The sequence below is a fragment of the Actinopolymorpha cephalotaxi genome, assembly GCF_013408535.1.
GTDB classification, from domain to species: Bacteria; Actinomycetota; Actinomycetes; order Propionibacteriales; family Actinopolymorphaceae; genus Actinopolymorpha; species Actinopolymorpha cephalotaxi.
Genome location: NZ_JACBZA010000001.1, coordinates 1192974 through 1214950 on the forward strand (window position 1 = coordinate 1192974; position 21977 = coordinate 1214950).

At 72.6% G+C, this 21977-nt stretch carries 21 protein-coding genes and 1 pseudogene; 19 read left to right on the plus strand and 3 right to left on the minus strand.

Going from position 1 to position 21977, the window contains the following annotated elements:
- Positions 1 to 8 precede the first annotated feature (8 nt).
- The 12 genes and pseudogenes from ffh (at position 9) to FHR37_RS05490 (ending at position 9368) form a co-directional block, all read left to right on the plus strand.
- Entirely contained in the window at positions 9 to 1631 is a 1623-nt protein-coding gene (gene ffh / locus FHR37_RS05435; RefSeq protein WP_092883186.1) for a signal recognition particle protein, read from the plus strand.
- Positions 1628 to 2722: an amidohydrolase family protein gene (locus tag FHR37_RS05440; RefSeq protein WP_092883185.1), complete on the plus strand. Its 1095-nt coding sequence runs from the start codon at positions 1628 to 1630 to the stop codon at positions 2720 to 2722. Before ffh ends, FHR37_RS05440 begins: the two co-directional genes overlap by 4 nt.
- A 256-nt stretch (positions 2723 to 2978) precedes the next feature.
- The gene (gene rpsP, locus FHR37_RS05445) at positions 2979 to 3455 is read left to right on the plus strand and encodes a 30S ribosomal protein S16 (protein WP_092883184.1); all 477 of its coding nucleotides are present in this window, start codon (positions 2979 to 2981) and stop codon (positions 3453 to 3455) included.
- 3 nt (positions 3456 to 3458) lie between these two features.
- The gene (locus tag FHR37_RS05450) at positions 3459 to 3713 is read left to right on the plus strand and encodes an RNA-binding protein (protein ID WP_092883183.1); all 255 of its coding nucleotides are present in this window, start codon (positions 3459 to 3461) and stop codon (positions 3711 to 3713) included.
- 144 nt (positions 3714 to 3857) lie between these two features.
- On the plus strand, positions 3858 to 4463 hold the full coding sequence (rimM, locus tag FHR37_RS05455; RefSeq protein WP_092883182.1) for a ribosome maturation factor RimM: 606 nt from the start codon (positions 3858 to 3860) through the stop codon (positions 4461 to 4463).
- Positions 4460 to 5275 (plus strand): tRNA (guanosine(37)-N1)-methyltransferase TrmD, encoded by an 816-nt coding sequence (gene trmD / locus FHR37_RS05460; RefSeq protein WP_092883181.1) that lies wholly within the window; start codon positions 4460 to 4462, stop codon positions 5273 to 5275. Before rimM ends, trmD begins: the two co-directional genes overlap by 4 nt.
- Before the next feature lie 220 nt (positions 5276 to 5495).
- On the plus strand, positions 5496 to 5855 hold the full coding sequence (gene rplS, locus FHR37_RS05465) for a 50S ribosomal protein L19 (protein ID WP_092883180.1): 360 nt from the start codon (positions 5496 to 5498) through the stop codon (positions 5853 to 5855).
- Positions 5856 to 5878: 23 nt separating this feature from the next.
- A complete protein-coding gene (gene lepB, locus FHR37_RS05470) occupies positions 5879 to 6808 on the plus strand; it encodes a signal peptidase I (protein ID WP_237768739.1) in 930 nt (309 codons plus the stop codon).
- A 15-nt stretch (positions 6809 to 6823) separates the two neighbouring features.
- Positions 6824 to 7465: pseudogene (locus tag FHR37_RS05475) on the plus strand (ribonuclease HII); the annotation flags it as partial.
- A 239-nt stretch (positions 7466 to 7704) separates the two neighbouring features.
- The gene (locus tag FHR37_RS05480; protein WP_092883177.1) at positions 7705 to 8037 is read left to right on the plus strand and encodes a DUF2469 domain-containing protein; all 333 of its coding nucleotides are present in this window, start codon (positions 7705 to 7707) and stop codon (positions 8035 to 8037) included.
- Positions 8034 to 8609 carry an LURP-one-related/scramblase family protein gene (locus FHR37_RS05485; protein ID WP_092883176.1) on the plus strand — a complete coding sequence of 192 codons (576 nt, stop codon included), beginning with the start codon at positions 8034 to 8036 and terminating at the stop codon, positions 8607 to 8609. Before FHR37_RS05480 ends, FHR37_RS05485 begins: the two co-directional genes overlap by 4 nt.
- 3 nt (positions 8610 to 8612) lie before the next feature.
- Positions 8613 to 9368 (plus strand): ribonuclease activity regulator RraA, encoded by a 756-nt coding sequence (locus FHR37_RS05490; protein ID WP_092883175.1) that lies wholly within the window; start codon positions 8613 to 8615, stop codon positions 9366 to 9368.
- 38 nt (positions 9369 to 9406) lie between these two features.
- On the opposite strand, the gene araD is transcribed toward FHR37_RS05490, so the two are convergent.
- Both araD and FHR37_RS05500 read right to left on the minus strand, forming a co-directional pair.
- Positions 9407 to 11131 carry an L-arabinonate dehydratase gene (araD, locus tag FHR37_RS05495; RefSeq protein WP_092883174.1) on the minus strand — a complete coding sequence of 575 codons (1725 nt, stop codon included), beginning with the start codon at positions 11129 to 11131 and terminating at the stop codon, positions 9407 to 9409.
- Entirely contained in the window at positions 11128 to 12897 is a 1770-nt protein-coding gene (locus FHR37_RS05500; RefSeq protein ID WP_202818043.1) for a thiamine pyrophosphate-dependent enzyme, read from the minus strand. Before FHR37_RS05500 ends, araD begins: the two co-directional genes overlap by 4 nt.
- Positions 12898 to 13079: 182 nt before the next feature.
- On the opposite strand from FHR37_RS05500, the gene FHR37_RS05505 reads away from it, so the two are divergent.
- The 5 genes from FHR37_RS05505 to FHR37_RS05525 all read left to right on the plus strand — a co-directional run bounded on the left by FHR37_RS05505 (position 13080) and on the right by FHR37_RS05525 (position 19072).
- On the plus strand, positions 13080 to 13439 hold the full coding sequence (locus FHR37_RS05505) for a YraN family protein (RefSeq protein ID WP_092883172.1): 360 nt from the start codon (positions 13080 to 13082) through the stop codon (positions 13437 to 13439).
- Positions 13436 to 15091 (plus strand): YifB family Mg chelatase-like AAA ATPase, encoded by a 1656-nt coding sequence (locus tag FHR37_RS05510; RefSeq protein ID WP_092883171.1) that lies wholly within the window; start codon positions 13436 to 13438, stop codon positions 15089 to 15091. Before FHR37_RS05505 ends, FHR37_RS05510 begins: the two co-directional genes overlap by 4 nt.
- Before the next feature lies 1 nt (position 15092).
- Positions 15093 to 16406, plus strand: a complete 1314-nt coding sequence (dprA, locus tag FHR37_RS05515; RefSeq protein ID WP_092883170.1) for a DNA-processing protein DprA — start codon at positions 15093 to 15095, stop codon at positions 16404 to 16406.
- Positions 16407 to 16621: 215 nt separating this feature from the next.
- Positions 16622 to 17758, plus strand: a complete 1137-nt coding sequence (locus FHR37_RS32920) for a tyrosine-type recombinase/integrase (protein ID WP_092883169.1) — start codon at positions 16622 to 16624, stop codon at positions 17756 to 17758.
- 102 nt (positions 17759 to 17860) lie between these two features.
- Positions 17861 to 19072, plus strand: a complete 1212-nt coding sequence (locus tag FHR37_RS05525) for an aminotransferase class V-fold PLP-dependent enzyme (protein ID WP_202818042.1) — start codon at positions 17861 to 17863, stop codon at positions 19070 to 19072.
- Between the two features lie 21 nt (positions 19073 to 19093).
- Here FHR37_RS05525 and FHR37_RS05530 read toward each other — a convergent pair whose 3' ends face one another.
- Positions 19094 to 20185, minus strand: a complete 1092-nt coding sequence (locus FHR37_RS05530; protein WP_237768738.1) for a murein hydrolase activator EnvC family protein — start codon at positions 20183 to 20185, stop codon at positions 19094 to 19096.
- A 10-nt stretch (positions 20186 to 20195) separates the two neighbouring features.
- On the opposite strand from FHR37_RS05530, the gene FHR37_RS32925 reads away from it, so the two are divergent.
- Both FHR37_RS32925 and rpsB read left to right on the plus strand, forming a co-directional pair.
- A complete protein-coding gene (locus FHR37_RS32925; protein ID WP_237768737.1) occupies positions 20196 to 20423 on the plus strand; it encodes a hypothetical protein in 228 nt (75 codons plus the stop codon).
- Positions 20424 to 20891: 468 nt separating this feature from the next.
- Entirely contained in the window at positions 20892 to 21905 is a 1014-nt protein-coding gene (rpsB, locus tag FHR37_RS05535) for a 30S ribosomal protein S2 (protein ID WP_092883168.1), read from the plus strand.
- Positions 21906 to 21977 lie beyond the last annotated feature (72 nt).

The following is a 21977-nucleotide window of genomic DNA, read 5'->3' on the forward strand; positions in this document are numbered from 1 at the left end:
CTGCCACCGTGTTCGCCACCCTTCAGGATCGCCTCGAGGCGACGTTCAAGCGGCTCCGCGGCAAGGGCCGGCTCACCGACGACGACATCGATACCAGCGCGCGGGAGATCCGGATCGCGCTGCTGGAGGCCGACGTCGCGCTGCCGGTCGTGCGTGCCTTCATCGCGCAGCTCAAGGAGCGGGCGCGGGGAGCCTCGGTCCACCAGGCCCTCAACCCGGCCGAGCAGGTCATCAAGATCGTCAACGAGGAGCTCATCGAGATCCTCGGCGGCGACACCCGTCGCCTGCGGTACGCCAAGACCCCGCCGACCGTGATCATGCTGGCCGGTCTGCAGGGTGCTGGTAAGACCACCCTCGCCGGCAAGCTCGGCCTGTGGCTGAAGGGCCAGGGCCACACCCCGATGCTGGTCGCCGCCGACCTGCAGCGCCCCAACGCCGTCGAGCAGTTGCAGGTCGTCGGCCAGCGCGCCGGGGTCGAGGTCTTCGCGCCCGAGCCCGGCAGCGGCGTGGGCGACCCGGTGGAGGTGGCGCGGCGCAGCATCGAGCACGCCCGCTCCAAGCTCTACGACGTGGTGATCGTCGACACCGCGGGCCGGCTCGGCATCGACGCCGAGATGATGCAGCAGGCCGCCGACATCCGGGACGCGGTCTCGCCCGACGAGATCCTGTTCGTCGTCGACGCGATGATCGGCCAGGACGCCGTCACCACGGCCGAGGCGTTCCGCGACGGCGTGGGCTTCGACGGCGTGGTGCTGTCCAAGCTCGACGGCGACGCGCGCGGTGGCGCCGCACTCTCTGTCCGGCACGTGACCGGCCGGCCGGTGATGTTCGCCTCCAACGGCGAGAAGCTGGACGAGTTCGACGTCTTCCACCCCGACCGGATGGCCTCCCGCATCCTCGGGATGGGTGACGTACTCACCCTCATCGAGACCGCCGAGAAGGCCTTCGACGAGGAGCAGGCCGCCCGGGTCGCGGACAAGCTCAAGACCGAGCGCGGCTTCACCCTCGAGGACTTCCTCGCCCAGATGCAGGCCGTCCGCAAGATGGGCTCCCTGTCGAAGATCCTCGGCATGCTTCCCGGCCTCGGCGACGTCCGTAACCAGGTCGAGCAGATCGACGACCGGGAGCTGGACCGGATCGAGGCGATCATCCGCTCGATGACGCCGGCCGAGCGGGACGACCCCAAGCTGATCAACGGCTCACGCCGGCTGCGGATCTCCAACGGTTCGGGCACCACGGTCTCCGACGTCAACCTGCTGGTGGAGCGGTTCCTCGAGGCCCGCAAGATGATGAGCCAGCTCAGCCAGGGCAAGGGCATGCCCAACATCCCGGGGATGCCCAACATCCCGGGCATGGGCGGCGCGATGGGCGGTGGCGGCAACCGCAAGGGCAAGAAGGGCAAGAAGGGCAAGGGCAACCAGCGCGCCGGAGGACGCTCCGGCAACCCGGCCAAGCGGGCACAGAAGGCCGCCGACGCGGTGGCCGTCCGTGAGCAGGGCGAGGAGCAGGGTGGCGTCCCGGCCGCGTTCGGCGGCAACGGGCTGCCCGACCTCAACTCCCCGGCCGACGTGCCGGAGGGCTTCGAGCTGCCGAAGGAGCTGCGCGACCTGTTGCCGAAAGACGGCAAGTGAGCGGCACGCGCTCTGAGGGTGCGTTGCGGGTACGCGGTGTCGTCCTGCCCGAGGGCGAACACCGCGACCTGTACGTCGTGGACGGGCGGATCAGCCACACGCCGGTGCGCGACGCCGACCTGATCGGCGAGGGCTACGTCGTACCCGGCCTGGTGGACGCCCACTGCCACGTCGGCCTGGACGCCGACGGCGCCGTGCCGCCGCCGGTGCAGGAGCAGCAGGCGGTCGCCGACCGCGACGCCGGCACGCTGCTGATCCGGGACGCGGGCAGCGCCGCCGACACCCGCTGGATCGACGACCGCGACGACCTGCCCCGCATCATCCGGGCCGGACGGCACATCGCCCGTACCAAGCGCTACATCCGCAACTACGGCACCGAGATCGAGCCGCTCGAACTCGTGGACACCGTGGCCGAGCAGGCCGCGCGCGGCGACGGCTGGGTCAAGCTCGTCGGCGACTGGATCGACCGGGGCGTGGGCGACCTCGCGCCCTGCTGGCCCGGCGACGCGCTGGCCGCCGGGATCGCGAAGGCCCACGAGCTCGGCGCCCGGGTGACCGCGCACGTCTTCGGCGAGGACGCGCTGCCCGACCTGCTCGCCGCCGGGATCGACTGCCTCGAACACGGCACCGGCCTCACCGACGGCCTGATCGCCGAGATGGCCCGCCGGCAGGTGGCGCTGGTGCCGACCCGCCGGCAGATCGACAACTTCCCGGAGTACGCCGCCCAGGGCGAGGCGAAGTTCCCGGCGTACGCCCGGCACATGCGCGACCTGCACGCCCGGGTCGACGGCACGCTGCGGGCCGCCTACGAGGCCGGGGTCCCGATCTACGCCGGCACCGACGCGGGTGGCGTACTCCCGCACGGTCTGGTGGCGACCGAGATCCGGATGCTCGCCGAGTACGCCGGCATGTCGGCGTACGACGCGCTGGCGGCGGGCTCCTGGCGGGCTCGGGAGTGGCTCGGCCGGCCGGCCCGGCTGGAGGAGGGCGCACCGGCCGACTTCGTGGTCTACGCCGACGACCCGGTGGCCGACCTCCGCACGCTGGCCGATCCCGTCCGGGTGGTGCTGCGCGGCCGGGTCGTGGCGTAGGGCCCGAGCCCGGCGAAGGTGCGGGGGAAACGTCCGGTTCACCCCGATCCGCGGCGTCCGGGCCACTCGTCGTTCCGCTCGGTGCACCCGTGCGGGCCACGCCGGGCGTCCCGTCTGGCACAATGGGCGGCCGAGTCCGTCAGTCGCGTAGCCCTCTCACCTCCGCGGCCGGCCGGCTCCCTTCGAGAGGTCGGTTCCGCACCCCACGCGGCGCCGCCCGATCACCCTTTCGTCCACACAGGGAGACTCCACACTCGTGGCCGTCAAGATCAGGCTGAAGCGCATGGGCAAGATCCGTGCGCCCTACTACCGCATCGTCGTGGCCGACTCGCGAGTCAAGCGCGACGGCAAGACGATCGAGCAGATCGGCAAGTACCACCCCAAGAGCGACCCCAGCTTCATCGAGGTCGACTCCGAGCGTGCACAGCACTGGTTGTCCGTGGGGGCGCAGCCGTCCGAGCCGGTTCTCGCGATCCTGAAGCGCACCGGTGACTGGCAGAAGTTCAAGGGCGAGCCCGCCCCGGAGCCGCTGAAGGTCCCGGCGCCCAAGGCCGACAAGCGTGCGCTGTTCGACGACGCGTTGCGCGACGCTCACTCCGAGCCGCAGGGCGAGGCCGTCAGCAAGAAGTCCGCGGCCCGCAAGCCCAAGGCCGAGGACAAGCCCGCCGACCAGGCCGAGGCCACCGGCGAGTCCGCCGGCACCGAGGCCGCGCAGGGCGAGAGCGAGGCCTGATCCATGCTGGTCGAGGCGCTGGAGCATGTCGTCCGCGGCATCGTCGCCCACCCCGATGACGTCCGGGTGAGCACGCGGGAGCTTCGGCGCGGTCGCACGTTCGAGGTCCGCGTACACCCGGAGGACTTCGGCCGGGTGATCGGACGTCGCGGCCGCACCGCGCAGGCCATTCGCACGGTGGTCGGTGCGCTCGACAAGGGCCGCAGCCCGCGCATCGACTTCGTCGAGGTCGGCGCGCGCAGCGGCCGCGGCCGCTGACCAGACAGCAACGCCTGGGGCCGGCAGCGTCCCGTTCGGTTCGGCCGAACGCGGCGCCGCCGGCCCTTCGCACGTCCTGACCCCTCGCGCCCGCGCCCCGGCCGCGGTCGTGACCCGCTCGTCCCGCCCCTCGGAGGCTGTCTGATGGAGTTGCTCGTCGGCCGGATCGGCCGTGCCCACGGGCTCCGTGGCGAGGTCGCCGTCCAGGTGCGCACCGACGCGCCGGAGGAGCGGTTCGTGCCGGGCGCGTCGTTCGCCACCGACAAGGGTGAGCTGCGGATCGACGCGGTGCGCTGGAGCAGCGGCCGGCTGCTGGCGTACTTCCACGGCGTACACGACCGGACCGGCGCCGAGCGGCTGCGCGGAACCGACCTGGTGGCCGAGGTGCCCGACGACGAGCGCCCCGAGGACCCCGACGAGTTCTACGACCACCAGTTGGTCGGGCTCGCCGCCGTGACGGTCGCCGGGGAGAACGTGGGGGAGGTGACCGAGGTCGTGCACCTGCCGATGCAGGACCTGCTCGCCGTCCGCACGCCGGACGCGGGCGAGGTGCTCGTGCCGTTCGTCGCCGCGATCGTGCCGGAGGTCGACCTCGAGCACCGGCGGGTGCTGATCGACCCGCCGCCGGGACTCCTGGGTGATGTCGAGGACGACGACGTGCCTGGCGACGAGCTTGACGGCGTGCCCGACGTGCCCGACGTGCCCGACGTGCCCGACGTGCCCGGCGGGGGACCGGAGGGTTCCCGGTGAGGCTGGACGTCGTCTCGATCTTCCCCGACTACCTCGCCCCGCTGAGGCTGTCGCTGGTGGGCAAGGCGGTCGACAGCGGCATCCTCGACCTGCGCGTCCACGACCTGCGCGACTGGACCCACGACCGGCACCGCACCGTCGACGACACTCCGTACGGCGGCGGCGCCGGCATGGTGATGCGGCCCGAGCCGTGGGGTGAGGCGCTGGACACCCTGGCCCCGCCCGACGGTGCCCAGCCGCGGTTCGTCGTACCCACGCCGGCCGGCCGGCCGTTCACCCAGGACCTCGCCACCGAACTCGCCGCCGAGCCGTGGCTGGTGTTCGGCTGCGGGCGGTACGAAGGGATCGACCAGCGGGTGGTGGAGTACGCCGGCAGTCGCATGCGGGTCGACGAGGTGTCCCTCGGCGACTACGTTCTCGCCGGCGGCGAGGTGGCCGTCCTGGTGATCGTCGAGGCGGTCGCCCGGCTGCTGCCCGGGGTGCTCGGCAACCCGGAGTCGCTGACCGAGGAGTCCCACGGCACCGGCTCCATGGCCGGACTCCTGGAGTACCCCGTCTACACCAAGCCCCCGAACTGGCGCGACCGCGAGGTCCCGCCCGTCCTGCTGTCCGGCCACCACGGACGGATCGCCCGCTGGCGCCGGGACGAGGCGCTGCGGCGGACGGCGCGGCGCCGGCCCGACCTGCTGCGCCGGCTGGCCGCGGGAGGGCTCGACGCCCAGGACCGGAAGGTGATCGCGGAGCAGGCCCGGGAGGATGCCGAACCGGATCAGGGGCCGGACCACGAGCCGGGGCACGAGCCGGGCGGCTGATCCCGGCCGAGACCCGCCCAAGCCGGGCGGACCGGCTCGGCTTTCCGGGTCGCTGTGGGCGTTCCCAGCTCGGTATGCCACACTTGGCCGCTGGCTGCCCACCTGCGGGTCCAGCCACACGCGTTCCTGCCTCAGGGGGAGCGCCCGGGCACTGGCCCGATCGCATCACCACGTACCAACCATCTACCGATGGTGACCTGTGGCACCACGAGGAGAAGACATGAGTTCGCTCGATGCCGTCGACGCCGCCTCCCTGCGCAGCGACGTTCCCGCGTTCCAGGCCGGCGACACGCTGAAGGTGCACGTCAAGGTCGTCGAAGGTAACCGCAGCCGGATCCAGGTCTTCCAGGGCGTCTGCCTCAGGCGTGCCGGTGCCGGGCTCAAGGCGACCTTCACGGTCCGCAAGGTGAGCTTCGGCGTCGGAGTGGAGCGCACGTTCCCCGTGCACACCCCGATCATCGACAAGATCGAGGTCGCCACCCGCGGCGACGTGCGCCGCGCGAAGCTCTACTACGTCCGTGGTCTGCGCGGCAAGGCCGCGAAGATCAAGGAGAAGCGCGAGTCCACCGCCGCGCACTGAGCCTGTCGGACTAGGCTCGACGGGTGGATGAACGGGAGATCGCTGCCGGCCGCGAGCCGGCAACCGGGAGGGCGTCGACTGTGGGGTCCAACGACGGGTCGGACAAGGGCGAGGCCCGGCGTAACCACGGCAAGGAGCGCTCCTTCTGGCGCGAGCTCCCCGTCCTCGTGGTCCTGGCCCTCGGTCTCGCGCTGCTGATCAAGACCTTCCTGGTCCAGGCGTTCTACATCCCGTCGGAGTCGATGGAGAACACCCTCGTCCCCGGCGACCGGGTGCTCGTCAACAAGCTGTCGTACCGCCTGGGCGAGATCCAGCGCGGCGACGTGATCGTGTTCAACGGTGCCGACTCCTGGGAGAGCGAGGTCGACCTCGCTCCGCCCAGCGGGTCGGTGCAGAAGTTGCTGCACCGGGTGGGCGAGCTGTTCGGCTTCTCCACCGTCGGCGAGAAGGACTTCATCAAGCGGGTGATCGGCCTGCCCGGTGACCACGTGGTCTGCTGCGACAAGCAGAACCGCGTGACGGTCAACGGCAAGCCGATCACCGAGGGCGGCTACCTCCACCCGGGCGACCCGCCGTCGGCGATGGCGTTCGACATCCGCGTCCCGGCGGACCGGCTGTGGGTGATGGGCGACCACCGCTCCGCCTCCGCCGACTCCCGTTCCCACCTGGGTGACCCCGGTGGCGGAACCATCCCGATCGACCACGTGGTCGGCCGCGCGTTCGTGATCGTGTGGCCGCTGGACCGGGTCGACCTGCTCACCCGGCCGGGTGCCTACGGCGACGCCGGCCTGGCCAGTGGTCCCCGTGCGCCGGCCGGCTCGCTGAGTTCTCCCCCGACTTCTCCGTTGACCGATGCCGTGCCCGTCCTGGCCGGTGCAGGTGTCGTGTTCCCGCTCGCCGGGTTGCGGCGCGGGCTGGCGCGACGCCGCCGCCGGTCCCGGGCGGATCGCTGACCGGGAGGTCAGGCCATGCCAGCCGTACGCCGAGTGGTGGTCCGGCGAGACTCCGGCCTCTACGCGTACGAACGCGCCCTGGTCCGTGGCGGACTCACCCCCGTGGCCGGCGTCGACGAGGCCGGGCGGGGTGCCTGTGCGGGCCCGCTGGTCTCCGCGGCGGTGATCCTCCCCGAGGGGAGTCGCGGTGAGATACGCGGGCTCGCCGACTCCAAGCTGCTGACCGCCGCGGCCCGCGAGCGCTGCTACGCCGAGATCGTCCGGCGGGCGGTCGCCTGGTCCGTGGTGGTCGTACCCCCCGCCGAGTGCGACCGGCTCGGCATGCACCGGGTCAACATCGAGGCGCTGCGGCGGGCGCTGTTCGCGCTGGACACCCGGCCGGCGTACGTCCTCACCGACGGCTTCCCGGTCGACGGGCTCGGCGCCCCGGGCCTCGCGGTCTGGAAGGGCGACCGGGTGATCGCCTGCATCGCCGCCGCCTCGGTGATCGCGAAGGTCACCCGCGACCGGCTGATGTGCGAGCTGGCCGAGCACTATCCGGCGTACGACTTCGCCACCCACAAGGGCTACTGCACGGCCGACCACCAGGCAGCGCTCGACCGGTACGGACCGTGTCCGGAGCACCGGCTGCGTTACATCAACGTCCGGCGCGCCGCGGGAGCCGCCCGCAGCGGACCGGTTCCGGCCTCGCCGGACGAGTGGGAAGCCGGGGACGAAACGGACGGATCGGCCCCGGCCGGGTCCGTGCCGGGCGGGTCCAGCGTCATGGGCCAGAATGGTGCCGGGACGGCCTCCGTTCCGGGCGGCGACCGGCCGGCCGACGACCAACCGACCGACTGCGAGGACCTGGTGAGCGTGACGACGGGGAACCGAGCTCGGGGAGGGGAGCGCGCGCGATGAGCGCCGAAGACCTCGAGAAGTACGAAACCGAGATGGAGCTCCAGCTCTACCGCGAATACCGCGACGTCGTCGGGATCTTCAAGTACGTCGTGGAGACCGATCGCCGGTTCTACCTCGCGAACCACGTCGACCTGAAGGTCCGCAGCGAGGGCGGGGAGACCTATTTCGAGGTCACCATGTCCGACGCCTGGGTGTGGGACATGTACCGCCCTGCCCGGTTCGTGAAGAACGTCAAGGTGGTGACGTTCAAGGACGTCAACGTCGAGGAGCTGGCCAAGAGCGACTTCGACGTGCCCAAGGACGACGGCCCCTTCGGCGGCGACCGGTGACGGACCCGAGCGGTTTCCAGGCCAGGTTCGGATCCAACGATCACTTCGAGGTACGCCAGCAGCTGCGGCTGACCGTCAACCGCTACGAGATCTGGACCGACGACGTCCTGGTCGCCGTGGCCCAGCAGAAGCGGATGGCGTTCCGGGAACAGGTCACGCTGTACGCCGGCGACGGGACGGACACGCCGCTGTTCGGCTTCAAGGCCCGGTCGGTCGTCGACCTCGGCGCGACCTACGAGGTGACCGCCGCGGACGGCTCGCCGGTCGGGTCGTTCCGCAAGGACTTCCGCCGGTCGCTGCTCCGCTCCACCTGGCACCTGTCCCAGCCGGGTGTGGGGGAGTGCGTCGGGCGCGAACGCAGCCAGCTGTTCGCGATCCTGCGCCGGGTGCAGGACTCCCTACCGTTGCCGTACCACTTCGACTTCGCCGCCGAGGACGGCCGGCCGGTGATGTCGGTCGAGCGCCGGTTCGGGCTGCGCGACCGCTACGACGTGACCGTGCGCGACCCCGCACTCGACCGGCGGCTGGCGTGCGCGATGGCGGTCGCCCTGGACGCGCTGCAGGACCGCTGACCGATGACCGACGTCCGCGAGTCCCGGCCCGCCGGCACCGAGCCACTGGCGCCGGAGACGCTTGCCGCGCTGCGCCAGGTGTCGACCGCGACCCTGACCACCCAGCTGATGTCGCGCGGCCTGCGCAACACGTTCCTCGCCGGCCTGCGGCCGCTGAACCCGCAGGCGCCGCGAATGGTCGGCACCGCGTTCACGCTGCGCTACATCCCGGCCCGGGAGGACCTCGACGTCCTCGGCGTCTTCGCCGACCCCGAGCACCCGCAGCGCAAGGCGGTCGAGTCGGTCGGGCCCGGGCAGGTGCTGGTGATGGACTGCCGGGGGCAGGGCCGGGCGGCGTCCCTGGGCGGCATCCTCGGCACCCGGCTGCTGCGCCGCGGCGCGGCCGGCGTGGTCACCGACGGCGCGGTCCGTGACTCGCCGACGTTCGCCACGCTGGGTCTTCCGGCGTACTCCGCGGGCGTGTCGGCCACCACCAACCTCGTCCAGCACCACGCCGTCGACCTGCAGGTGCCGATCGGCTGCGCGGAGGTTCCGGTGTATCCCGGCGACGTACTGGTCGGTGACGGCGAGGGCGTGGTGTGCGTCCCGCGTGAGCTGGCCGCTGAGGTGGCCCGCGACGCGGTCGCGCAGGAGCACCTGGAGGAGTTCGTCCAGGCGGAGATCGAGGCCGGGGCGGCGCTGCCCGGGGTCTACCCGCCGAACGAACAGACCCGGGAGCGCTACCGCGCCTGGGCGAAGGACCACCCGCCCCAGGTCTGAGCTCCTGCCCCGCACTCAGTTGGCCACCTGCCCGGCACTCAGTGGGCCTCCGGCGCGGCGACCTCGCCCTCGCGGGCGAGGAAGTCGAAGTCGCAGCCCTCCTCGGCCTGGGTGATGTGGGAGAGGTACAGCGCGCCGTACCCCCGCCCGTACGCCGGTGCCGGCGGCGTCCACGTGGCCCGGCGTTCGGCCAGCTCGGTGTCGGAGACCTCCAGGCTCAGCCGGCGTCCGGCCACGTCGAGGGTCACCAGGTCACCGTCGCGGACCAGCGCGAGCGGCCCGCCGACGTGCGACTCGGGCGAGACGTGCAGAACGCAGGCGCCGTAGCTCGTCCCGCTCATCCGGGCGTCGGAGATCCGCAGCATGTCCCGCACACCCTGCTTCAGCAGCCGGTCGGGGATCGGCAGCATGCCGTACTCCGGCATACCGGGCCCGCCGTGCGGCCCCGCGCCGCGCAGCACCAGCACCGTGTCCGGCGTGATCGGCAGGGACTCGTCGTTGATCCGGCGCTGCAGGTCCTGGTAGCCGTCGAAGACCACGGCGGGGCCGGTGTGCCGGTGGAAGCGCGGGTCGGCCGCCGCGTGCTTGATCACCGCGCCGGCCGGGGCGAGGTTGCCGCGCAGCACGGCCAGGCCACCCTCGGGCCACACCGGCTTGTCCAGCGGGCGGATCACGTCCGCGTCGTACACCTCGGCGCCTTCCAGCACCTCGGCCTGTGTCCGGCCGGTCACGTTGATCCGGTCCAGGTGCAGCAGGTCCCGAAGCTGGGCGAGCAGGCCGCGCAACCCGCCGGCGTAGAAGAAGTCCTCCATCAGGTAGGCGCCGGTCGGACGGATGTTGGCCAGCACGGGCACCCGGCGCGACAGCTCGTCGAAGTCGTCCAGCGTCAACTCGGCCTTGCTCCGGCCGGCCATCGCGATCAGGTGGATGACGGCGTTGGTGGACCCGCCGAGCGCGAGCACCGTGGTCACCGCGTCGAGGTAGGCGCGCCGGTCCAGGATCCGGGACGGCTTCCGGTCGTTCCACACCATGTCCACCGCGAGCCGGCCACTGGCCGCGGCCATCCGGGCGTGCGCGGAGTCCGCCGCCGGGATCGACGCCGCGCCCGGCAGCGTCATGCCGAGCGCCTCCGCCGCCGAGGTCATGGTGGACGCCGTACCCATCGTCATGCAGTGGCCGGGCGAGCGCGCGATGCCGTCCTCGAGCTCGCTCCACTCCTGGTCGCCGATCACACCGGCCCGCTTGTCCGCCCAGTACTTCCACACGTCGCTGCCGCTGCCCAGGACCGTGCCGCGCCAGTTGCCCCGCAGCATCGGCCCGGCCGGGACGAAGATCGAGGGGACGTCCATGCTGACCGCGCCCATCAGCAACGCCGGGGTGGTCTTGTCGCAGCCGCCGAGCAGGACCGCACCGTCGATGGGGTAGGACCGCAGCAGCTCCTCGGTCTCCATCGCGAGCAGGTTGCGGTAGAGCATCGTGCTCGGCTTCTGGAACGGCTCCGACAACGAGATCGCGGGCATCTCGACGGGATAGCCGCCCGCCTGCCACACGCCGCGCTTGACCTCCTCGGCCCGCTGGCGCAGGTGGGTGTGGCAGGGGTTGATCTCGCTCCAGGTGTTGATCACCCCGATCACCGGCTTGCCCAGGTGCTCATCGGCGCTGATGCCCATCTGGCGGGTACGGGAACGGTGGCCGAAGGCGCGCAGGCCGGGGTCGCCGTACCACGCGTGGCTGCGCAGGTCCTCGGGGCGAAGGCGGGTCACGGTGTCTCCCTTTCTGCGGTGGGCTCTGCTGGGTGCTCTGCGGTGTGCTCTGCGGAGGGTGTGCCGGGGTCGAGCAGGCCGGAGAGCCGCCGTCCCGGTGCGATGACGTCGGGGTCGGTGCGTACGTCCACCACGCAGGGCCGGCCGCAGCCCAGGGCCTCGGTCAGCACGGCCTCGATGCGCGCGGGGTCGTCGAGGACGAACCCCGCAGCACCCAGGCCGCGGGCCCAGGTGGCCAGGTCGAGCCGGCCGATGTCCACGCCGGCGAGTCGCCCGTGCGAGGTCGCCTGGTGCATGGCGATGGTGCCGTACATGCCGTTCTGGAACGCCAGGACGACGATCGGCGCGGCGTACCGCACCGCGGTCTCGATCTCCTGCCCGGTCATCAGGACGCCGCCGTCCCCGACCAGCGCGACGACGGTGTTCCGCGGGCGGTGCAGCTTGGCCGCGACGGCGGCTGGTACGGCGTACCCCATGGCGCCGTTGCAGGGTGCCAGCAGCCGGTGGGAGGTGCGGAACCCCCAGTGCCGGTGGAGGAACGCGGAGAAGTTGCCGGCGTCGTTGGTGAGGATCACGTCGTCCGGGGCGAGCCGCCGCAGCGCGGTGACCACGTCGGTGGGGTGCACGGTGCCGGGCCGGGTGGCCTCGCCGGTCGGCCGGGCGTACCGGACGGCGGCGGCGTGGTGGTGTTCCCACACCGTGGCCCGTGGGCCGGTCGGGGTCGGGTCCGGGTCGGTGGCGTTTCGGACGAGGGCGTTGCGGTCGGTGGCGCTGCGGACGAGGGCGGACAGGACGTCGTGCGGGTCCGCTTCCAGGACGGTGGTGAGGCCCGGGTGCCTCGGCCTGGGCAGGCCGGTGCCGACCAGGACCAGGTGCTGGTGGGGCAGTGGGTAGCGGTGGTCCTGCGCGGTGATCGCGTCCAGCCGGGTGCCCAGGACCACCACCAGGTCGGCGTCCTCCAGCGCCAGGCGGACGTCCTCGGGTACGCCGAGGCCGAGGTGACCGAGGAAGTGCGGGTGGTCCTCGTCGAAGCAGTCCTGCCGACGGAACGCCGAGTAGACCCCGAAGCCGGCGACCTCGCAGGCGGCTCGCAGGGTCTCCCGGCCCACCCGGTCGCCGGGCCCGCAGATCGCCACCGGCCGGTGCGCCGACGCCAGCAGGTCCGCGAGGTGGGCGGCGGCCCGGCCGGCCGACTCGTCGGTGCGGCCGGCTGCCTCGTCACGCCGGTCGGGTCCGGTCGAGAGCGGCACCGCGCCGTCGTACGCCGCTGTCCAGAAGTCCGCGGGCACCGCGAGTGCCACCGGTCCGGGCCGCGGTCCGGTCGCCGCGCGGTGTGCCTCGGCCAGCAGGGAGGGCACCTCCTCGGCGGTACGTGCCTCCTGCGCCCATCCGGTGAGCGGGGCGTACATCGCGGCGAGGTCGACTTCCTGGAACGACTCCCGGCCCCGCGCCCCGGACTCCACCTGGCCGAGGATCGCGATCAGCGGCGTCTGGTCCTGCCGTGCGGTGTGTACGCCGATGGCGAGGTTGGCCGCACCGGGGCCGCGGCTGGCCAGTGCGAGCGCCGGCCGGCCGGTCAGCTTGGCCTCCGCCTCCGCCATGAAGGCCGCACCGGCCTCGTGCCGGGTGGAGACCAGGCGGACACCGGGCTCGGCCTCCCAGGCGTCGAGCAGGGGGAGGAAGGACTCGCCCGGAACCGTGTAGGCGGTCCGGACACCGGCCTCGACAAGCTGCCGAACGGCCGTACCGGCGACGGTCTGGGCCACGGGCTCCTCCCTCCTGCGCCTTTCGGCACGGAGTCCCGTCATATCAGCCGTCACCCACGACACTCGGGTGGCGACCGGTTTCTGTCCACAGTCGGTACGCCGGCGGCCTTGTCCACAGCCCACCTCTCCGCCCCGAAACCAGCCCGCCCACCCGGCCACAGTGGTCGCGGAGGTGAGCACCGATGCGAGTGAAAGACCTGGTCGGACGCCACGGCGAGGAGCTGGCGGTCCGGCATCTGCAAGCCGCCGGGTTCGTCGTCCTGGTCCGCAACTGGCGCTGCGACATCGGCGAGATCGACATCGTCGCGCGTGACGAGCAGACCCTGGTCGTGTGTGAGGTCAAGACCAGATCGGGCGTGATGTTCGGGACCCCGCTGGAGGCGGTGACGGCGGAGAAGGCCGCGCGGCTGCGCCGGCTCGCCGCGCGATTCCTCGCCGACCACGACCTTCGGCCGCGCGCGGTCCGCATCGACGTGGTCGGTGTGCTGCGCCGAGGGTCCGCACCCGCGCAGATCGAGCACGTACGGGGGATCGACGGATGACGCTCGCCCGAGCCCGATCGGTGTCCCTGTCCGGGGTCGAGGGCCACGTCGTCGACGTGGAGGCCCACATCGGCAACGGCCTGCCCGGGTTCAGCTTGGTGGGCCTGCCCGACGCCGCGCTGGCCGAGGCGCGGTCGCGGGTGCGCGCCGCCGTCGCCAACTCCGGGCAGGGCTGGCCGCAGCGCAAGCTCACGGTGGCGCTGTCGCCGGCCACGTTGCCCAAGGCCGGGGCCCATTTCGACCTGGCCATCGCGATGGCGGTGCTGGGTGCTGCCCAGGCAGTTCCGCAGGATCGGCTCGACGACGTGGTGCTGCTCGGTGAGCTCGGGCTCGACGGCCGCCTCAAACCCATCCGGGGCACCCTGCCCTCCGTGCTGGCCGCGGCCACGGCGGGCCGGACGCGGTTCGTCGTTCCCGAACCCAACGTCGACGAGGCCAGGCTGGTGGCCGAGGTGGAGGTCTTCGGTGTGCGGTCACTGCGGCAGGCGCTGGCTTTGCTGTGCGGGGACGAGCTGCCCGACGAGCCGCCCTATCCGGTCGAGGACGATCCCGCGGGCGCCGAGCACAGTGTGCTGCCACGTTCGGACCGGCTGGCCGGCCTCGACCTCGGCGAGGTGCTCGGGCAGGCCGGCGCCCGGAAAGCGGTCGAGGTGGCCGCCGCCGGTGGACACCATCTCGCGATGTCCGGCCCGCCCGGCGCCGGCAAGACGATGCTGGCCGAGCGGATGCCCGCGTTGCTCCCCGACCTCGACCAGCGGGAGGCGCTGGAGGTGACCGCCATCCACTCCGTGGCCGGACTGTTGCCCTCACACGCTCCACTGGTGATGCGGCCGCCGTTCTGCGATCCCCACCACTCCGCCTCACTGCCGGCGATCGTCGGTGGAGGTGCCCGGATGGCCCGGCCCGGCGCGGTGTCGCTGGCACACCGGGGCATCCTGTTCCTGGACGAGGCTCCCGAGTTCAGGCCCACGGTGCTCGACGCGCTCCGCCAGCCGCTCGAGCACGGCGAGGTGGTCATCGCACGTGCGGCCGGGACGGCCAGGTTCCCGGCCCGCTTCCAGCTGGTGATCGCCTCCAACCCGTGCCCGTGCGGCCGCGCCTACGGCAAGGGCCTCTACTGCACCTGCACCCCGCAGGCCAGGAGCCGCTACCAGCATCGGCTGTCCGGCCCGATCAAGGACCGGATCGACATCATGCAGCTCGTCGAGCCGGTCGCCCGGGCGGAGATGGTCGCCGACCAGAGCCTGGTCGAGCCCAGTGCCGTCGTCGCGGAGCGGGTGCGGGCGGCCCGGCAGCGCCAGGCCGACCGCTACGCGCACGACCCGTGGACGCTGAACGCCCATGTGCCCGGTTACGAGCTGCGGCGGCGCTGGCCACCCGAGCCGGACGCGTTGCCGGCGGTGGAGAGTCAGCTCAGCTCCGGTTGGATCACCGCCCGCGGTGCCGACCGCGTACTCCGCCTGGCCTGGACACTCGCCGACCTGGCCGGACGCGACCGCCCCGGACGCCAGGACGTGTTCACGGCGCTGACCCTTCGGCTGGGCAGGGAGCCCTTCCGCCGGGACGCCGGACGCCGTCGCGGAGCATCACCCGCCGCACCGGCGCCGCCCGCGGTGGCGGGGGAGCCCACGACGAGACGATGGAGCCGGTGACATGACCCATCCCACTGGTGAAGCGGCCGGTCAACGGGGTCTGGACGGCACAGGTGAGTTCGGCACAGGTCCAGCTACTCCGGGCACCCCGAACTCCGCGAGTTCTCCGGATCTGGGCGCGGCCGGCTATTCGGCACGAGAAGGTGGCGCCGGGGTCTCCCCGGCCGAACGCCGGGCCCGGGCCGCTCTGACCCGCCTCGGCGAACCCGGTGACCTGACCCTGGCTCGCTTCGTCGCCGAGCAGGGCGCCGAGGCCGCCTACGACGCCATCCGTACGAGCCGGTTCCCGGGCCGCAGGCTCGGCGACTACCAGTCCCGGCTCGCCTCCTTCGACCCCGATCGCGATCTGGAGACCGCCGCCGCCGTCGGCGCCCGGCTGGTCTGTCCCGGCGACGCCGAGTGGCCGCCGTCGCTCGGCGTTCTGGACGTGGCCGGCACCATCGACGGGCGAGGCGGTCCGCCGCTGGCGCTGTGGGTGCGCGGCCGGGCGGACCTGCGGGCCGTGACCGCACGGTCCTGCGCGTTCGTGGGAGCCCGGGCGGCCACCGAGTACGGCCTGTACGTCGCGGCGGAGCTTGCTTCCGGCGCTGCCGACCACGACGTCACGATCGTGTCTGGCGGGGCGTTCGGGATCGACGCGGCCGCCCACCGCGGCGCGCTCGCCGCCGGTGGCTGCACGGTCGCCGTGCTGGCGTCCGGCGTCGACGTTCCCTATCCCAGGGCGCACGAACAGCTCATCGGCTGGATCGCCGACGCCGGACTGGTGATCAGTGAGGTGCCACCCGGGTCGACTCCACGTCGTCCCCGGTTCCTCATCCGCAACCGCCTGATCGCGGCACTGACCCTCGGCACGGTCGTGGTGGAGGCGGCGCTGCGCAGTGGGGCACTCAACACCGCGAGCTGGGCCGAGCGGTGCCATCGGGACGTGATGGGCGTGCCGGGCCCGGTCACCTCGGTGGCGTCTGCCGGAGTGCACCGGCTGGTCCGCGAGGGCGGTGCCGTCCTGGTCACCGATGCCGAGGAGGTGGTGGAGCAGATCGGGCGGCTGGGCGTGGACCTCGCCCCACCGAAGACCGGGATCAGCCGATCGCGGGACGGACTCGACCCACGGGCACGCCAGGTCCTGGAGGCGGTACCGGTACTGCGGGCAGGAGGTGTGGCGTCCATCGCCCGGTCAGCGGGGGTGGCCGCCGACGAGGTGCTCGCGGCTCTCGGGGAGCTGTTCCTGCTCGGGTTCGTCGAACGCCAGGGAACCGGCTGGCGGCTGTCGGCCAGGGAGCGAGACACCCGTCGGCACCAGTCGAGTGGGCCCTGACATCGGGGACCACGCGCGGATGAGCCGATCGTCCCCGGCTGTCACTCCAGGATCCCCGCCGGCCCGACCGCTGATCCGAGTTCGCGACTCGGCGGGTTGCTCAGCTGGGGCCACCTGCTCGGCCGGCCGCTCAGCTGGGCCCCCTGCTTGGCCGGTCGCTCAACCGCTCACGCCTGCTCGGCCGGTCGTTCACCCGAGAAGACCTCGGATGCGGCATGGTCGTAGACGTGAACGCCGAACGCAGTCCCGGTCGGTCCGGGCCCGACTGGGCCGAGTCCACACTCGCCGCCTTCGCCCGCCACCTCCAGTCCGAGCGCGACCTGTCCGAGCACTCGGTTCGCGCGTACCTCGGCGACATCCGGAGTCTGCTCGACCACGTGCAGTCGATTCGGGGCGACACCGACGACGCGGACCTGGACGGCGGCGAGTCCGCGGGTGCCACTGCCGAGGACGAAGCCGGTGGCGTGCACGACGGAGCTGCCAGTGACGACGCCGAAGCCGAGCCCGGCCCGCTCGGCCAGCCCGGCCCGGCCGGCGTGCTCGGCCCGGCCCACCGGCTCGGCCCGGCCGCTCGGCCCGGACCGCTCGGGCTGATCGACATTCACCTGCTGCGGGACTGGCTGGCCGGGATCCAGGCAGGCGGGCGGGCTCGAACCACCCTCGCCCGCCGCGCGGCGGCGGCCAGGACCTTCACCGCCTGGGCGCACCGGACCGGACTCCTGGCCGAGGACCCCGGGCTGCTGCTCGGCTCGCCCAAACCGCACCGCACGCTGCCCGGTGTGCTCCGCCAGGAAGAGGCCGGCCAACTGCTGCGGGTCGCCGCCGTCGCCAGTGACGACGGGTCACCCGTCGGATGCCGCGACCGCGCAGTCCTCGAAGTCCTCTACGCGACGGGTGTACGCGTCGGCGAACTCGTCGCCCTGGACGTGGACGACATCGACCAGGGCCGCAGGTTGGTGCGAGTGCTCGGTAAGGGACGCAAGGAGCGTTCGGTGCCGTTCGGGGTCCCGGCGGCAGAGGCGCTGAACGACTACCTGCGAACTGCCCGAGGTGAACTGCGCACCGAAAGAAGCGGTCCCGCGCTGTTCCTCGGGGTGCGTGGTGGCCGGCTCGACCAGCGCGCGGTCCGCAGGCTGGTGCACGCCCGGCTCGGCGACGTCCCCGACGCACCCGACCTCGCGCCACACGGCCTGCGCCACTCCGTCGCGACCCATCTGCTCGAGGGCGGCGCCGACCTGCGCAGCGTGCAGGAGCTCCTCGGGCACGCCTCGATGGCAACAACGCAGATCTACACCCATGTCTCCGCGGAGCGGCTGCGCAAGGTGTACCAACAGGCGCATCCGCGCGCCTGACGCCCGAGACGTGTACCAGTCCGCGCGTACCCGGCGCTGTCGGGCAGGCGACCGAGCGTGGGACGTACGTCCGGCCTGGTGAGCGTGGCACAATCGCCGGTCGTGACCTGTGACGTGACGGCGATGACCGGTGAGGCGCCGACGGCGAAGTCGGATTCGGCAGGCTCGCCCGACTGGGGAGACGCCCGGGCGGCATGGGACCTCGACCCCGGCCGCGCGCATCTGAACCACGGATCCTTCGGTGCCGTCCCGCGGGTGGTTCGGTCCGCCCAGACCCGGTGGCGGGACCTGTCGGACGCGAACCCGATGAACTACTACCGCGAGGTACGCATCCCCGCCGTTCAGCACGCCCGGGGGCGCGCGGCGGCCTTCCTCGGAGCCGCACCGGACTCCCTCGGTCTGGTCGGCAACGCGACCGCGGGCGTGAGCACCGTGCTGGCGTCGTTCCCGCTGCAATCGGACGACGAGGTGGTCCTGACCGACCACAGCTATGGAGCGGTGACCCTCGCCGCCCACCGCTGGGCGCGCTCGGCGGGGGCACGGGTGGTGACTGCCCCGGTCGGCCTGCTCGCCTCCGACGAGGAGGTGACCAGCGCCGTCGTGGGTGCGTTCACCAGCCGGACACGCCTCCTGATCATCGACCACATCACCTCCCAGACCGCCCGGCTGTTCCCGGTCGCGGCCGTGGCCGCCGCTGCGAGGGAACGAGGTGTCGCGACTCTGGTCGACGGCGCGCACGTACCCGGGATGCTGCCGGTCCAGGTCGACGCGCTCGGTGCCGACTTCTGGGTGGGCAACTTCCACAAGTGGGCGTTCGCCCCCCGCGGGATCGCGGGCTTGTGGATCGCCCAGCCCTGGCGCGACCGGATCCGTCCGCTGGTCGCGTCCTGGAGCGAGGAACAGGAGTTTCCGGCCGCGTTCGACCAGCAGGGCACCGCCGACGACTCCGCCTGGCTGGCCGTTCCCGACGCGCTCGACTTCTACGCGGCCTGGAAGCCGCAGCGGCTGCGCGACCACAACAACGCGCTCGCGGCGTACGGGCAGCAGGTGGTGGGCGCCGCCCTCGGCATCGCCCCGGAGGCCGGTGGAGGCGCGGCCGAGCTGTCCATGCGGATCATTCCGTTGCCGGCGGGGGTGGCCGCCGACCAAGAGGGCGCGCACGCACTGTCCGCCCGCATCGCGCAGGACCTGCGCATCGAGGTGGCCGTCACCTGCTGGCGTGACCGTGGGTTCGTGCGGGTTTCCGCCCAGGCGTACAACGCGGCCGAGGAGTATGAGCGGCTCGCGACCGGCCTCGCCCGGATCCTGGGCTGAGCACCCGCCGGACTTCGCCTGTCAGGCGGCTCGCCGGGATCGGCTGCGCATCGAGGCGAGGTCCACGACCGGTGCCGGTCGCCGCCTTCTCGGCCGGGACAGCCGGCGCGCCGATCCGAACGCCGGGATGGGCGGCGGAGAGGGCGGCAGCGGTGGTCGGCCCATCGGGGCGCCGCTGCGACGGACCAGCAGACCCGCCGCGACCGCGCCGGCGAGGGCGCCCGCCGCGGGAGCCATGACGGTGGTGAGCAGCGCGGGCATCTCGGTAGCCGAGGCGCCGAGCCGGCGCTCCTGGCCATCCGTGTCGCCGACACTCGGGGACGGCGTGGAGAGCGGGGACACCGCCATCGACGTCCCCGCCGGAGAGAACTCAGCCCCTCGGGAGGGCTCGGTCGTTCGGGTGGACTCGGCACGCCGGACTGTCCCTGCCGGTAGGGAGGGCGCGCCCGGCGGGTTCGCCGCCAGGTCAGGGGGCGCCGCCGAAGGCGAGAGGCCGCTGAACGGGGTCCACCGCGCGCCGGTCAGCAACGACGCGGCCGACACCGCGGGCGGGGCCGCCACCAGACCTGCTGGAGTGACCCGCGCTGACGTCTGGCCGCCAGGACCTCGGCTGTCCCCGCTGCCGGATCGGCGAGGTGGCAGTTCCGGCACCACCGGCGCGTCCGAATCGGTGGACCGGTGACCGTCGAGGGGGAGCAGGCGCGGCGGTCCGGTACCGAGCAGGGACAGCGGGTCGAGGTAGTCGTCGCCGCGGAGCAACCCCCAGTGCAGGCACGTTCGCGGCGCGCAGTGACCGCCGGCCGCACGCAGCAGGCCGAGCTCCGTACCCGCGTCGACATGGGCGCCGACCGAGACCTCCGGCCGCACCGGTTGGTAGGTCGTACGGAGATCTCCGTGCCGGACGGTGACCACACCGCGTCCGGCGAGGAGTCCCGCATAGGTGACCACCCCCGCGCCCGCGGCTCGGACCGGCTGGCCCTCCGAACCGAGCAGGTCGACGCCGCGGTGGCCCGGGCCCCACGGAACGTCGGGGGGATCGAAGCGGTGAACGATCTCCGGGCGCGGTGACAGTGGCCACACCCACCGTGACGGCGCCACGGCCGTGGTCGCCACAGGCGGCGCGGTGGACGATGGCGCGGACGGCGCCGCCGCCACGGAGGACGACGCCGTAGCGGACGACGCCGTAGCGGACGCCGCCGTGGTGGTCGACGCCACAGTGGACGACACCGCGAACGCGGTTGTCGCGTCCGTCAGTAGTGCCGCCAGCGCGAGGCCGGCCGTGATCAACAAGGCGATGCCGCGGGGGACCGCCAAACGCGCTGAGCAGGGGTGGGAGGGAGTCATGGGCTGATCGTTTCGGGCGGCGGCAGGCCCTGCCCGGAGGACGGCGGCCGCTGTGGACGGGGCAGCCGGTGAGGGTGCTGTGGACGGAAATCGGCCACCGGGACGCGGGGCCGGGGCCAACTCCGGCGATCGAGTACACTTCACCGGGCAATCCGTCTACCCGCCGTCTCGGAGTACGCCACCGCGTGGTCCGGGCCGGCGCTCGGGCCTGCCGGTCCGGAGGCGGCTTGTCGGCACAGCAAGCACGACGAAGCACCACAATTCGATATCAGCGATACCACCGATATCAGAGCACCACATTACGCACGCCCGCTTTCCAAGTCGTTTCGACGACGCGGGCACACCTCTCGGTCCCTGCGGGCATGAAGCCAGGCGGGGCTTGGGTGTGCGCGGGCGTCAGGGGCAACGACCAACCGGGTCGAGGCCACCGAACCGAGAGCGCGCTCCCACGGAGCGCAGAGGAGGACATACGGCCATGGCCGTCGTCACGATGAGGCAGCTGCTCGAGAGCGGCGTTCACTTCGGACACCAGACCCGGCGCTGGAACCCGAAGATGAAGCGCTACATCTTCACCGAGCGCAACGGTATCTACATCATCGACCTGCAGCAGTCGCTGTCGTACATCGATCGTGCGTACCAGTACGTCAAGGACACCGTGGAGCACGGCGGTTCGGTCCTCTTCGTCGGTACGAAGAAGCAGGCCCAGGAAGCCATCGCCGAGCAGGCGACGAGGGTCGGAATGCCCTACGTCAACCAGCGCTGGCTCGGCGGCATGCTCACCAACTTCCAGACCGTCTACAAGCGGCTGCAGCGCCTCAAGGAGCTCGAGGAGCTCGACTTCGACGACGTGGCCGGCTCGGGCATGACGAAGAAGGAACTCCTGCAGCTTCGCCGTGAGCGGGACAAGCTCGACCGCACGCTCGGCGGTATCCGCCGGATGCAGCGGCTGCCCAGCGCGGTGTGGATCGTCGACACCAAGAAGGAGCACCTCGCCGTCGACGAGGCCAAGAAGCTCGGCATCCCGGTCATCGCGATCCTGGACACCAACTGCGACCCGGACGAGGTCGACTTCCCGATTCCGGGCAACGACGACGCGATCCGTTCGGTCTCGCTGCTCACGCGGATCATCTCCGACGCGGTCGCCGACGGCCTGATGGCCCGTGCCGGTGGCGGCGAAGAGACCCAGGTGGGCGCCGAGCTCGGCGCCGAGGAGCCGCTGCCCGAGTGGGAGCGGGAGTTGCTGGCGCGCTCGGAGGCCGAGCAGGCCGCCAACGGCGAGCAGGCTGCCGCGACCCCCGAGGCCGCGAGCACCGAGTCGGCGACCCCCGAGGCTGCGACTTCCGAGTCGGCGACCCCCGAGGATGCGACTTCCGAGTCGGCGACCGAGGAGTCGGCGAGCCCCGAGGCCGCGAGCACCGAGCAGGCCGCTCCGGCGCAGGCCACGGCCACCGCTGACGCTCCGGCCGGCGAGTCCGACGGCAACGCCTGAGCCAGGCAGCGCAAGCGCCTTCAGTTCGAGGCATTTCCACTGACGCCCACTGAGCAAGAGAGCGATCCACTT

Bases quoted from the DNA above. Each gene is read 5' to 3' on its own strand.
- rimM (WP_092883182.1), top strand. From the start codon at position 3,858: ATGGAGTTGCTCGTCGGCCGGATCGGCCGTGCCCACGGGCTCCGTGGC.
- FHR37_RS05490 (WP_092883175.1), top strand. From the start codon at position 8,613: ATGACCGACGTCCGCGAGTCCCGGCCCGCCGGCACCGAGCCACTGGCG.
- rpsB (WP_092883168.1), top strand. From the start codon at position 20,892: ATGGCCGTCGTCACGATGAGGCAGCTGCTCGAGAGCGGCGTTCACTTC.
- FHR37_RS05480 (WP_092883177.1), top strand. From the start codon at position 7,705: ATGAGCGCCGAAGACCTCGAGAAGTACGAAACCGAGATGGAGCTCCAG.
- FHR37_RS05510 (WP_092883171.1), top strand. From the start codon at position 13,436: ATGACGCTCGCCCGAGCCCGATCGGTGTCCCTGTCCGGGGTCGAGGGC.
- rplS (WP_092883180.1), top strand. From the start codon at position 5,496: ATGAGTTCGCTCGATGCCGTCGACGCCGCCTCCCTGCGCAGCGACGTT.
- FHR37_RS05505 (WP_092883172.1), top strand. From the start codon at position 13,080: ATGCGAGTGAAAGACCTGGTCGGACGCCACGGCGAGGAGCTGGCGGTC.
- FHR37_RS05450 (WP_092883183.1), top strand. From the start codon at position 3,459: ATGCTGGTCGAGGCGCTGGAGCATGTCGTCCGCGGCATCGTCGCCCAC.
- FHR37_RS32920 (WP_092883169.1), top strand. From the start codon at position 16,622: ATGGTCGTAGACGTGAACGCCGAACGCAGTCCCGGTCGGTCCGGGCCC.
- dprA (WP_092883170.1), top strand. From the start codon at position 15,093: ATGACCCATCCCACTGGTGAAGCGGCCGGTCAACGGGGTCTGGACGGC.